Genomic DNA, 12,139 nt, shown 5'->3' on the forward strand with positions numbered 1-12,139 from the left:
TTGGCAAAAGGGGAACCGAAGCGTTCGTCCGGCAGCATACCGACGGGAAGAACGTTTCGGTCGGCGGGCTCTATAGCCAATCGCCCTGGATTCTGCTGATGCTCAAATGGGACGTATGCGGTTGGCTGAACACCACCTTTAACGGCATTGGAGCGAAGCATTTGCAGGCGTACCTGGACGAATTCTGCTTCCGGGTCAATCTGAAGCTGCGCACGGCGCCCGTGTTCGGCGAGCTGCTTGGCTGGTGCGCTTCGACGCCGGTGCTGATTTACAAAGAGCTGACGCGGGACAAGCCGGTGCTCCCCGTTCCCTGGCGCTTGTGGGGCAGCCGAGCGAAATGGAAGGCTCGGCACTTCAGCGCTTGGGGGGCGTGATGTGAAAATTGCATAATCAATGCTAAGGGGGCCTTTTGTGCGCTGCCTTTCGACCGAATCTTTTAAAATTCAATAGTTCTCTCAGCCGATCTCTCAACTTAACGTAAGCTCTGATAGGTTATCTCGGATAGCGTCTTTTTCGCATGCATTCTTTGGGGATACGTAAAGTTTGAAGAACCGGTCCTCCATCGACGGCATTCCTGAGCGAAGGGGATAATGGGATGCATCGGCGAGGGAGGAGGGAGCGTCGGTGAGAAGTACCGCGGCCGTGAGGCGGTGGAGAGCTGCGAACAAAAAAGCCCCCGGCCATACCACAAAGGGTACGCGAAGGAGGCTTCGATGCTCGCCTATTCAGGTTGGAATGTAGAGAATCTGACCTTCCTGCACATGGGGATCGATCAATCGGTTATATAGCTGCAGCTCTCTGGATTGAACGTTGTAACGAGTGGCAATCGCTTCCAGCGTATCTTCCCGCTGCACGATGCAGAGCTTTACTTTGCGGAAAGAAGGAGAAGCGGATTCATTGGACAAGAACAGCCGGGTCCACTCGATTTCGTCTCCCGACGTCTCGCTGGAAGCATCGGTCGGGGGCGGCGCATGCTGAATCTTCGTTTCCGGCAAGAACGCCTCGGCTTCCCGCTTGCTCGCTTTGTCGCCAAGATGAGACAGAAGACCGACTCCGGAACCTGAATGAGTGACGTTCTTTTCCGGCGGGGGACTGGAGCTAAGTCCGACCTTAAAATCCGACTTTTCCTCCACGATCGGGATGGCCTTGTGCACCGGTGCTTTGGGCTCCGATTTAGGCTCCGATTTAGGTTCCGCTTTAAGCTCCGGTTCGACCTCCGCTTTAAGCTCAGGTTTGAGTTCTGCTTTAAGCTCGGGCTTGAATTCAGGCTCTAGCTCTTGCTTGGGTTCCGGTTTGAGTCCCGCATTGGGCTCAGCTTTAGGCTGCGGTTCGGGTTCCGAGCGTCTGGCGCTTATGTCTCCCCAATAGTTTCGGAACGAGTCGGCATTCGGAGAGGAACTTTCAGAATGTCCGGAATCTAGCGGGCGATAGGAAGCCTCCTCCGGCTGGCCGTAATCCGCGCCGTAAGCGGGCTGGGATTCCCCATAAGGTGCCGGAGCCGGCTGGGATTCGATCCCGCTTGACCCATCGGAGCCGGACGGCCCTCCCTGGCCAATTGGGTCTCTTGTCTCGTAGCCGGGGGCGCTCGGCAACGGTTCCGTCCCTTGGGGCGGGGACGCTTCCTGATGATCCTGGCGGAATGATTCCAGCCAGGGATAAGACTGCGGCGGATGCGGCAAATTCGGTTGCGGCGGAACTGCAAATTCGGATCCGCGATTTGGGAAGGGCTCTTCGGCGTAAGATTCCGCGGATGGTTGAAGCGCCTGGTGAACGACTGTAAACCCGTCCTCTCTCCATACCGGCGTTTGCGGAGGCGCCACTTGGAGCCCGCGCAGGCCGAGTACGCCGGTCACGTTGAGCGAACGGGCGGAAAGCAGGTCCACATCAAAGTTATCGATCTCCACCGCCAAGTCGTCCAGCTTCTCGACCCTGCTGGACGGCAGCGAGATTTCCACCGGTATCCAATGCTCCAACTGACTTGCGGCAGAACGTTCGTCGTGCGACCGATAGGATCCGGTAAGCAGGAGATGGCCTTTCAGAATGACCTGGTCATCCAAAGGAATGGCCTGCATGTGCGGAACAAGCTCAATCTCTTCCAGCTCTTCGATGGCGGCCATCTCTTCCGGCAATTGAACCCTTTCGTAAATATCGAATCGCAACCCGTTCAACGATTCCGTCAAGACTTTTGTCCTCCTTTCGGGTAACGCCCTTTTGCGCCTAGGGCTGGCACAGCTTACTAATTATCTATATGCCGTCGTAGGTCGAGCATGCCTATAACTGTCGCAAACGCGACAGCCTCCCGACTCGGCGGACGAGCGCCGAACGGGAGGCTGTCTGGACATGGTTCGATTATAGTTTGGATACGGCTTTGCGGAAGGCGGCGACCGTCGCGTCGATGTCCTCCTCGGAATGGGCGATCGACAGGAACCAGCCTTCGAACGGCGAAGGCGGAATATTGACGCCTTCGTCAAGCAGTCTAGCAAAAATCGTGCGGAACCGCTCGGTATTCGACTTCCGGGCCGTCTCGAAGTTGATGACGTGCTTGTCGGTCAGGAACGGGCAAAGCATGGAGCCGACCCGGTTGACCGTCATCGCGATGCCGAACTCGGCCGCGCTGCGCTCTAATCCGGCCTGCAGGCGGACCGCCAGACGCTCGAGCTGCGCGTACATCGGCTCCGTCATGAGCTTCAGAGTGGCATAACCGGCCGCCATGGCGAGCGGATTGCCGGACAAAGTGCCCGCTTGGTAAACCGGGCCGACCGGCGCCACTTTGTCCATGATGTCGCGGCGTCCGCCGTACGCGCCGACCGGGAGGCCGCCGCCGATAACTTTGCCCATGCAGGTCAAGTCGGGCATGATATTGTACAGCCCTTGGGCGCTATGATAGCCGACCCGGAAGCCGGTCATCACTTCGTCGAAAATGAGCAGCGCGCCGTATCGGGTCGTAACGTCCCGAAGCCCTTGAAGAAAACCGGGCAACGGAGGCACAACGCCCATGTTGCCGGCGACGGGCTCGACAATGACGGCCGCAATCTCTTCTCCGAATCGCTCGAACGCCAGCTTGACCGACGCCAAATCGTTGTAAGGAACGGCTATGGTGTTGGCGGCGACGCTCTCGGGCACGCCGGGGCTGTCCGGCAGACCCAGCGTGGCGACGCCGGAGCCGGCTTTGATCAGAAGGCTGTCTGCATGTCCGTGATACGAGCCTTCGAATTTCAAAATTTTGCTGCGTCCCGTAAAGCCGCGGGCCAGACGCAGCGCGCTCATCGTCGCCTCGGTACCGGAGTTGACCATCCGCACCACTTCCACCGACGGCATCCGTTCGCACACCAACTCCGCCATCGCCGTCTCCAGCTCGGTCGGGGCGCCGAAGCTCGTCCCCTTTTCCGCCGTACGCTTAATCGCTTCGACGACTTCCGGATGTGCGTGCCCGGCGATCAACGGACCCCAGGACAGAACGTAATCGATGTAACTTTGCCCGTCGATGTCGGTAATGCGGCTGCCCGCTCCGCGTTCGATAACGAGCGGCGTCAAACCTACCGACTTGAACGCCCGCACGGGGCTGTTCACGCCTCCGGGAATCGAGCGCTTGGCGCGTTCAAATGCTTCTTTGGAACGAGAATCGATGCGAACTCGGCGATTTTCGGTCATTTTCGGCACACCCCTGCATTTAAAGTTGGAAATGGAACCAGATCCGTTTTATTGTTCCCGCAGCCAGCGAGCGGCGTCCTTGGCATGGTAAGTAATGATGACGTCCGCGCCCGCGCGCTTCATGCCGGTGAGCGTCTCCATGACGATCGCCTTCTCGTCGATCCACCCTTGCATCGCCGCCGCCTTGACCATCGAATACTCCGCGCTGACGTTGTATACCGCTACCGGCAGATCGAAGCGATCCTTGAGCAGCCTTAGCACGTCCAGATAAGCCAGGCCGGGCTTTACCATCAGCATGTCGGCCCCTTCTTCTACGTCCGACTGCGCCTCGCGCAGCGCTTCGCGCACGTTGGCCGGGTCCATCTGGTACGTCTTGCGGTCGCCGAACTGCGGCGTCGATTGGGCGGCGACCCGGAACGGCCCGTAGTAGGCGGAAGAATATTTAACCGCATACGACATGATCGGGATATGCTCGAAGCCCGCTTCGTCCAGGCCTTGACGAATGGCGGCCACGAATCCGTCCATCATGTTGGACGGCGCAATGATGTCGGCACCCGCCGCAGCTTGGGAAACGGCGGTCTTCACGAGAAGCTCGAGCGATTCGTCGTTGTCCACGATCGCTTCGTCTCCCGCCCGATGCACGATGCCGCAATGCCCGTGGTCCGTATATTCGCACAGGCACGTATCGGCGATGACGATCATGTCGGGCGCGATCTCCTTGATGCGGCGCGTCGCTTGCTGGACGATGCCGTCGTCGATGTAGGCGCCGGTGCCGACACTGTCCTTGTGCTCCGGGATGCCGAACAGAAGGACGGCCCGGACGCCGGCCTCGCGCAGCTCCGCGATCTCTTCCTCAAGCCGGTCCACCGACCATTGGTAAAGCCCCGGCATCGACGAAATTTCCGTTTTTACGTTGTTCCCGTAAATGACGTAGATCGGCGCAATCAGATCGTTCACGTGCAAATACGTTTCCCTGATCATGCCGCGAAGGGCGGCGGTCCGGCGAAACCGGCGATGCCTCGTTATCGGAAATGTCATGGTCATTCGCTCCTTCGAAAAAATCTATTTCTTGCGATGGGCGTTAAGTTCAATCAGTGTCTGCACAAGGCCTTCCAGCGTCGAGGTTTTCGCCGTAGCGGCAACTCTTAGCCCCTTCTCCTCCGCCGTCTTGGCGGTGACGGGACCGATGCACGCGATGTCGATGCCCCGGAGCGTCTCTTCCGGCCGATCCACGCCCATTCGCCGCAGCGCCTCCAGCAGATTGGTCACGGTGGAAGAACTCGTAAACGTAATGGCGTGAATGTCTCCGGCCTCCAGCATCTCCAGCAGGATGCGATCCTTGGGAGCCGCCAAAGCGTTCTCGTACACGTCGATCTCGACGGCTTCAAGCCCCAGCTTGCGAAGCTCCTCGGGAAGCCATTCCCGCGCCAGGTCGCCGCGGGGCAGCAGAACCCGCTGACCCGGCTTCAGCCGATCGGCGAGGCTGTCCAGAAGCCCTTCCGCGCGGAACTTCTCCGGCAATGGACTTGCAATGACGCCCCGCGCTTTGAGCGCCGCAGCGGTGGCGGGACCGACGGCCGCGAACTCGGCCCGGTGCCATCGGCGGATGTCGATGCCGCAAAGCTCCAGCCAGCGGAAAAAGTACTCGACCCCGTTCACGCTTGTCAGCAGCACCCAATCGTACGTCTCTGCGTCGGCAAGGGCCGCCCGGATCGCGGCGATAACGTCCGGACGCTCGGGCATTCTCGTCTCAATGACGGGAAATTCGTAAGGCTCGCCCCCGAGCTCGTCGATCCGCGAGGACAGTTCGCTCGCCTGCGAGCGGGCGCGCGTGACGAGAATGCGCCGGCCGAACAGCGGCTTGTCCTCGATCCAGCGCAGCTCCTCGCGCTGACGAACGACGTTGCCGACGACGATGACGGCCGGCGGTTGGAAATCGGCGGCTTTGACCTTCTCCTCGATGTCCTCTAGCGTTCCGGTCAGCGTCTCCTGCTCGGCCCTCGTTCCCCACCGGACGAGCGCGACCGGCGTGGACGGCGGGCGCCCGTGCTTGATGAGCTGCTCGCTTATATAGCCGATCTTCGCGACGCCCATCAGAAACACGAGCGTTCCGGTCGCGTTCGTCACTTTGTCCCATTGAATCGAGCGATCCAGCTTGTCCGGGCTCTCGTGGCCGGTGATGACGGAAAAGGATGAGGCCAGGTCGCGATGCGTGACAGGGATGCCGGCATAGGCCGGAACGGCGATCGCGGACGTGATGCCGGGGATGATCTCATAGGAAATGCCGTTCTTCTTCAGCAGCTCCGCCTCTTCACCGACGCGACCGAAGACGGTCGGGTCGCCGCCCTTCAGGCGGCAAACCGTTTTGCCCTGCAGCGCCAAATCGACAAGCAACTGGTTGATGTCCTCCTGCTTCATCGTATGGCGGTCGGGCCGCTTGCCGACGTAAATTCGCTCCGCCGAATCGGGAATTTGACCGAGCAGCTGCGGACCCGCCAGACGGTCGAAAACGACGGCGTCCGAGCGCTTCAGCGCCTCGAGCCCCCGAACCGTAATCAGCTTCGGATCTCCGGGCCCCGCTCCGACCAAATACACCTTCCCCTTGGGCATCGGTCAATCCCTCGCTTCGTCCAAAAGTTGTCGCGCTCCGCGCGCGAGCAGTTGCTGCGCTGCGTCCTCTCCGACCTGCAGCGGGTCGGTGCCGCTCGCTTCCGTGCGCAAAAAGACGGTCCCGTCCGGCGAAGCGACCATCGCCGTCAGGCGAATGGCCGAGCCGGCGTCGCCGGACTCGGCTTCCGCATAAGCGCCGATCGGCACCTGACAGCCGCCGTTCAGCAAGCCGAGAAACCGGCGCTCCGCGCGAACGGCCCGCTCGGTCTGCGGATCGTTCAGACGCGCGAGCAGCTCCATCAGCTCGGCGTCGCCGGCGCGGCATTCGATGGCGAGCGCGCCTTGTCCGACGGCCGGCAGGCATTCCTCCGGCTCCAGATAGTGCGTGATCCGGTCGCCCCAGCCCATGCGGCGAAGACCGGCGGCCGCCAGCAGAATGGCGTCGAAGCCTTCCGTCTCCAGCTTCCGGAGCCGGGTGTCGATGTTGCCCCGCAGCGACTCGATCCGCAAATCCGGCCGCCGCGCCTGAAGCTGCGCGCCGCGGCGCAGGCTGCTCGTGCCGACCTTGGCGCCTTGCGGCAAGCTCGCCAGCGAATAGCCGTGAAGGCTGATCAGCGCGTCCCGGGGATCCTCCCGCTCGGGAACCGCTCCGATAACGAGCCCTTCCGGCAAATCGAACGGCATGTCCTTCATGCTGTGAACGGCGCAATCGATCTCTCGATCCAGCAGCGCCTGCTCGATCTCTTTGACGAACAGGCCTTTGCCGCCGACTTTCGACAGCGTGACGTCGAGGATGCGGTCCCCCCGGGTGACGATCGGTTTCACTTCAAACGTATAAGGCAAGCCGGCCTCGGCGCAGATCGATTTGAGCCGATCGATCGTCTGGCCCGTCTGCGTCATGGCAAGCGCGCTCTGGCGGCTTCCGACAATGATGGTGCGCATGGCGTCCTCCAATGGTAGATGTCTTGTGTGGCCTCTAGTAAAGATCAATAAGAAGATTATACCACTTTACGCAGCGCCGCTTCACGAATCGCCGCGATCGGCCAGCGTCCGCAACCGTTCGAGCAGCTTCTCCGGCGCTTCGTCCGGCGGCGTTCCGGGCCATTGCCGGATCGCCTCGTCCGTCACGGCCGCGACCAGCAGCCGCTTGCGCTCCTCCGGGTCGGCGACGGCCGCCTTGACCGCCCGCCGCACCGACCGCAGCACCTCCGTCAGCCGGCCGTACTCCGGTCCGTACCGCTCCGCCAGCTCCCGCGCGAGCCGGGCCGAGAGCGCCGGCCCGGCGCCGGACGCGCTGACGGCGAACACGAGATCGCCGCGCCGTACGACGGCCGGCGTCATAAAATCGCCGGCTTCCCCATCATCCGCCACGTTCGCCGGAATGCCGAGCCGCTTCGCCGCCTCGGCGATCCGCCGGTTCGCGTCCGGCTTGTCCGTCGCCGCGAACACGAGACAGGCGCCGGCCAGATCGTCCGGCACCGCCTCACGCTCCTCCGCGCGAATTTTGCCTTGCGCGGCCCATTCGAGCAGCCGCGGCGTAAGGCTCGGCGCGGCCACGCGCACGTCTGCGCCCGCGTCCAGCAGCCCGGCCGCCTTGCGCTCCGCCACGGCTCCGCCGCCGGCGATGAACACGCGCCTGCCTTCCACGTTCAACACGATCGGATACCCGCCCGCCATCCGGTTTTCCTCCTTGCCATCAACGCTCTAACCCGGCGGCTCCGCCGCCGTCCGGTTCAAACGCCCGGCGCTTAGAGCCATTTGTGAAACGAAGAGTAAGAGTTCGCGAAAAAATCGACGACGAGCAGCGCGTACCCGACCAAATTCCAGCGGGCCGTGTGCGGACCGCCGTCCCGGTTGAACGCCCTGCGGAGCAAGCCGAAGACGTAAAACGCCGCGGCCGCGAACGAGAGCAGCACTTTCTCGTCCGCCAGCTCCGCGTACCGGCGTTCGAGCAGCAGCACCGCCGAGCCGGTCGACAACGCCAGCAGCAGAAGCGGCACGCCGATGACGCCCGCCCGGAAGGCGTACTGATCGATGCTCTCCAGGCTGGGCATCCGGTGCATCAGCTTGCCCCATTTTTTGCGCTTGAGCCGGTTGCCCAGGAACAAATACATGGCGCCAAGCAGCGCCGATATCGTCAGCAAGACAAACGCCAGCGTAATCAGCGTAATATGGGCGAGCTGCAGCCGCTGGGCCGCTTCCCCCGGAGCGAGCGGAATTTCCTTCTGCGGCCGTTCCAGCAAGTTCAGCCCGAGCACGGCGAAGCCGACGACGTTGACGAGGAGGACGAGCAGCTCGGCCCGAATGAACCGGTTGATGACGAGGGAAAACGACACGAGCAGCCAGGAGACGAAAAAGACGTATTCCTGCAGCGTAACCTTCGGCTCGGCGTAACGCGTTACGAGCAAATCCAACAAAAAACCGGTCTGCAATATCCATACGAAAACAAGCAGCCCTGTTCCCACCCGTCTTCCGTTCCGCTTGCCGTAGGCGGCATCGGATACGAAAAACAGCAGGCTCAGGGCGTAAATATACAATACGGCATCGGTTAGCCAATCTTTTGTCAACATCAGGGCGTGCCCTCCCGCATCCCCACACGGGCGTTCGCGCTTCCCGCGTTTACCGAAGCGCGCCTGCCAGTTGGGCGAGTATCGAAGGAGCCGCCGCCTTCTCGGCCGATTTGGCTTCAAGTTCCGCGGCAGCCGCAGCGCGGGCCGTCTCCTCGGCCTTCATCTCCGCTTGGATGCGGGCCACCTCGTCCTCCAGCGCAAACATTTGGACGAACAGATTCACGGCCGCCTCTCCGCGCTTCTCGGCGGACATTTCCTTGACTCTCAAGATAGGGTCGTGAATGACTTGATTCAACATGCTCTTCGTCAGCTTGCGGATCACCTTGATCTGGCGCTCGTCCAGGTCGGGCAGCTTCCGCAGCAGGCTCTCCATCGTCTGCTCGTGGATCGAAGCCGTCTTCTCTTGAAGGCCGCGGATGATCGGAGCGACGCCGAGCGTCGCGTACCACTCGAGATATGCGTTCAGCTCCTCGGCGATCATTTTCTCGATCAGGACCGCTTCCTTGCGGCGATTCGCCATGTTCGTCTCCACGATGCCTTCGAGGTCGTCGATATCGTACAAATAGACGTTGCTCAGGCTGCCGCAAGCCGGATCGATATCGCGCGGCACGGCGATATCGATGAGGAACAGCGGCTTCTGCTTCCTCCGCGCCATCGCTTCCTCCAGCGCGTTCTTGGTCAGCACGAACCGGTCCGCGCCGGTGCTGCTAATAATAATGTCGGCTTCGTGGAGTCGGTTCATCGCCTCGTCCATCGACAGCGCCACGCCGTCGAACTTCTTCGCCAGCTCTTCGGCTCTCTCCAGCGTCCGGTTGACGACGAGCACCTCTTGCGCCCCGTTCGCGTTCAAATGTCGGGCGGTCAATTCGCTCATCTTGCCGGCGCCGAGAATCATCACTTTCTTATTGTCGAACCGTCCGAAAATCCGTTTGCCCAACTCCACGGCCGCATAGCTGACGGATACGGCGTTCTCGCCGATCGACGTCTCGTTATGCGCCCGCTTGGCGACCGTTACGGCTTGCTTGAATAGCTTGTTGAACAGCGTTCCGGTCGTCCCCAACTTCTGAGCGAGCAAGAAGGCGTCCCGCACCTGTCCCAAAATTTGCGTCTCGCCGATCACCATGGAATCGAGTCCGCAAGCTACGCGGAACAAATGATCGATCGCCCGTTCGTCTTCGTGCATAAACAAATATTGGTTGAATTCCGTTCGCGGAATTTTGAACCATTGTTCCATGAAGGAACGAATATAATGTCCGCACAACGTATGCCGGTCGACGACAGCATAGATTTCCGTACGGTTGCAAGTGGCCACGACGACGCCTTCCAGAATGCCCGTCGTCCGCCTGAGCGCCTGAAGCGCGAGCGGAAGCTCCTGATCCGACAACGCGAAGCGTTCCCGAACTTCAACGGGCGCCGTCCGGTAATTGAGTCCGACAACGATCAGATGCACGAGCGTTCACCTGCCTTTCCGTAAGGATGTCTGATTGGCTCGCCAGCATGTCAAAAAGTATTATAGCACAGTTCGCCGGCCCGTCTGAAAGCATTTCTTGAAAACTTTGCGAACATAGGTGCGGGCATCCGTTTTTTACCTATTGTAGGCGAATTCGCCCCTTCCTATTCCGCTGCGTCCCTGAAGCATTGAAAAAGCCACGGGGATTGCGCCCCATGGCCTGTTATATCGGTATCGCAGATCGAAGCCCCGGTTACACCAGCTCGACTTGCTTGATGACCGGCTCTTCGACTTTCATCTCGCCCAATCCGCGCACGAGCTTCTTCGCATAGACGCTCGTCGGCTTGAGTACGTTAACCAGGTAATCGATCGCAAGCTGAGGATCTACGGTCTCGCCGCAAGTGTAGCAATCGATGGCGGCAAAACCTCTCTCAGGATACGTATGAATGGAGAGATGGCTCTCCGACAGCATGACGAGAACGGTCGCGCCTTGCGGTTCGAATTGTTTCGCTTGAACCGAGAGCACGGTCGCGCCGCAAGCCTCGGCTGCTTCTACCATGTGCGATTGGAGAAGTTCCGAATTGTTCAGAACATCGAATTCGACTCCCCAAGCATCAACCGCAACGTGTCGTCCGAAAGTAGAGTATTCCACCTTTCGGTTCCCCCTTCCTAGGAATAAAATGTGAACCTGATTTCATCCGCTAGGACCTACGTCATTCACTTCTCGAGGGAATTTGCACTCTCATCGCAATCCGTTCCTGAGTGAATCCTGGTTCCTATTGTGTTGTCAACGAAAATAAAAATAACATCTATCCGCCCGAAATGCAACTCTTTTTTTCGTCATATCCGCCCACACGTGCGAACCGCTTCCATGGACGCTTCGGCTCCCGACGGGGCGTTGAACTTAACCGGCCGGGGAAGCCGACGGCGACGCGGACGATGAAGCTGACGAAGACGGTTCGGTCGCAAAATCCGCTGCCGGCGGCGAGCTTTTAGCTGCCTCCTCCTCTTTTTTCTTTTCCTGCACGAGCGCAGCTTGCGCCTTGTCCTGAATATCCTTCATCGCCTCGTCGAGCGACTTCCGGTCGTCGATGGCGGCGCTCAGTTCGGTCTTCATGATCTCCGATAGCGAGCCGATGAAGTTGCCTGGAGAATGCTCCAGCCCGTTGGACTGTCTTCCATCGTCATCGCGTTCCCCGGATTTTGCGGATCGGGAATGAGAACGGCCTTGGACTTGACGGCGTCGACGACCGTCTGAAGCACGCGCTTCCACCCGTCACCGGCCAGCGTGACCTGGGTGGCGTCCGGGTTCAGAATTCGCAGTCCGTTCGTCCGGCTGATCGTCCACACCATGTCGAAGACCGAGGAATGCGATTGCGTGCTGAAGCCGTAAATCCGGTCCTTCTCCGAGCCGTCGGTCGGGAACCGCTTCGCCAGCTTCAGCACCTCGTCCGAATGGACGGCCAACGCCAGAACGATTGCCGGATAGCGAAGCGCGCAAATAAGAAAAACGCCTGGCGGCGTCCTTTTAAGTTCGTTCAACTGAGTTCATACGTGTAAAATGGCCGGGTGTGGGAGAAAAACTTATACCCGGCTATTTTCTTACATCGCTAATCCTGTACTCGTAACCATGAATTCCCTCGTAATATTCCGGGTACATGCCTCCTCCACATTCTTCGCAGCTGAATTGCGGAGGTACGGTTGGATCTCCATCATCCATCGCATCGAAATTCCGAACGACATTCAGCGGAATCTCTTCTGTTGTATGACATTGAAGACAAATGTAGGTTACTTTCGCTTTGCTATGCAGCCCGCTTTGCGGCTTTTTCTTTTTCTTCGCTACCTTTCGTTTCTTTGA

At 60.0% G+C, this 12,139-nt stretch carries 12 protein-coding genes and 1 pseudogene; 1 reads left to right on the top strand and 12 read right to left on the bottom strand.

Annotated features, from left to right (window positions below; all coding sequences use genetic code 11):
* Positions 1-374 (top strand): annotated as a pseudogene (locus G485_RS30465) (hypothetical protein); the annotation flags it as partial.
* Positions 375-725: 351 nt separating this feature from the next.
* On the opposite strand, the gene G485_RS28540 reads toward G485_RS30465, so the two are convergent.
* From G485_RS28540 to G485_RS30660, 12 genes are all read right to left on the bottom strand, one after another.
* Entirely contained in the window at positions 726-2,180 is a 1,455-nt protein-coding gene (locus tag G485_RS28540; RefSeq protein ID WP_027093418.1) for a LysM peptidoglycan-binding domain-containing protein, read from the bottom strand.
* A 169-nt stretch (positions 2,181-2,349) separates the two neighbouring features.
* Positions 2,350-3,651 (bottom strand): glutamate-1-semialdehyde 2,1-aminomutase, encoded by a 1,302-nt coding sequence (gene hemL / locus G485_RS0116375; protein WP_027093419.1) that lies wholly within the window; start codon positions 3,649-3,651, stop codon positions 2,350-2,352.
* Positions 3,652-3,699: 48 nt separating this feature from the next.
* Complete coding sequence (hemB, locus tag G485_RS0116380) at positions 3,700-4,689, bottom strand: porphobilinogen synthase (protein ID WP_027093420.1); 990 nt, start codon at positions 4,687-4,689, stop codon at positions 3,700-3,702.
* Positions 4,690-4,713: 24 nt separating this feature from the next.
* On the bottom strand, positions 4,714-6,261 hold the full coding sequence (cobA, locus tag G485_RS0116385) for a uroporphyrinogen-III C-methyltransferase (RefSeq protein WP_027093421.1): 1,548 nt from the start codon (positions 6,259-6,261) through the stop codon (positions 4,714-4,716).
* Positions 6,262-6,264: 3 nt separating this feature from the next.
* Positions 6,265-7,203 (bottom strand): hydroxymethylbilane synthase, encoded by a 939-nt coding sequence (hemC, locus tag G485_RS0116390; protein ID WP_027093422.1) that lies wholly within the window; start codon positions 7,201-7,203, stop codon positions 6,265-6,267.
* Positions 7,204-7,284: 81 nt separating this feature from the next.
* A complete protein-coding gene (locus tag G485_RS0116395) occupies positions 7,285-7,938 on the bottom strand; it encodes a precorrin-2 dehydrogenase/sirohydrochlorin ferrochelatase family protein (protein ID WP_027093423.1) in 654 nt (217 codons plus the stop codon).
* Between the two features lie 71 nt (positions 7,939-8,009).
* Complete coding sequence (gene ccsA / locus G485_RS0116400) at positions 8,010-8,831, bottom strand: cytochrome c biogenesis protein CcsA (RefSeq protein ID WP_027093424.1); 822 nt, start codon at positions 8,829-8,831, stop codon at positions 8,010-8,012.
* A 49-nt stretch (positions 8,832-8,880) separates the two neighbouring features.
* Positions 8,881-10,281, bottom strand: coding sequence for a glutamyl-tRNA reductase (gene hemA, locus G485_RS0116405; protein ID WP_027093425.1), 1,401 nt, complete (start codon positions 10,279-10,281; stop codon positions 8,881-8,883).
* Between the two features lie 253 nt (positions 10,282-10,534).
* Positions 10,535-10,933 carry an adenosylmethionine decarboxylase gene (speD, locus tag G485_RS0116410; RefSeq protein ID WP_027093426.1) on the bottom strand — a complete coding sequence of 133 codons (399 nt, stop codon included), beginning with the start codon at positions 10,931-10,933 and terminating at the stop codon, positions 10,535-10,537.
* 252 nt (positions 10,934-11,185) lie between these two features.
* Complete coding sequence (locus G485_RS0116415; protein ID WP_027093427.1) at positions 11,186-11,398, bottom strand: hypothetical protein; 213 nt, start codon at positions 11,396-11,398, stop codon at positions 11,186-11,188.
* The gene (locus G485_RS0116420) at positions 11,395-11,823 is read right to left on the bottom strand and encodes a hypothetical protein (RefSeq protein WP_027093428.1); all 429 of its coding nucleotides are present in this window, start codon (positions 11,821-11,823) and stop codon (positions 11,395-11,397) included. Before G485_RS0116420 ends, G485_RS0116415 begins: the two co-directional genes overlap by 4 nt.
* A gap of 52 nt (positions 11,824-11,875) precedes the next feature.
* On the bottom strand, positions 11,876-12,139 hold a 264-nt coding region (locus tag G485_RS30660; RefSeq protein ID WP_205620159.1), incomplete at its 5' end, for a hypothetical protein.

This window comes from Cohnella thermotolerans DSM 17683 (genome assembly GCF_000429825.1).
Classification (GTDB): Bacteria; Bacillota; Bacilli; order Paenibacillales; family Paenibacillaceae; genus Cohnella; species Cohnella thermotolerans.

What these genes read in the sequence shown, in the direction of transcription:
- hemB (WP_027093420.1), bottom strand. Translation starts at nt 4,689, where the DNA reads ATGACATTTCCGATAACGAGGCATCGCCGGTTTCGCCGGACCGCCGCC.
- cobA (WP_027093421.1), bottom strand. Translation starts at nt 6,261, where the DNA reads ATGCCCAAGGGGAAGGTGTATTTGGTCGGAGCGGGGCCCGGAGATCCG.
- G485_RS0116415 (WP_027093427.1), bottom strand. Translation starts at nt 11,398, where the DNA reads ATGAAGACCGAACTGAGCGCCGCCATCGACGACCGGAAGTCGCTCGAC.
- ccsA (WP_027093424.1), bottom strand. Translation starts at nt 8,831, where the DNA reads ATGTTGACAAAAGATTGGCTAACCGATGCCGTATTGTATATTTACGCC.
- hemL (WP_027093419.1), bottom strand. Translation starts at nt 3,651, where the DNA reads ATGACCGAAAATCGCCGAGTTCGCATCGATTCTCGTTCCAAAGAAGCA.
- G485_RS0116395 (WP_027093423.1), bottom strand. Translation starts at nt 7,938, where the DNA reads ATGGCGGGCGGGTATCCGATCGTGTTGAACGTGGAAGGCAGGCGCGTG.
- hemC (WP_027093422.1), bottom strand. Translation starts at nt 7,203, where the DNA reads ATGCGCACCATCATTGTCGGAAGCCGCCAGAGCGCGCTTGCCATGACG.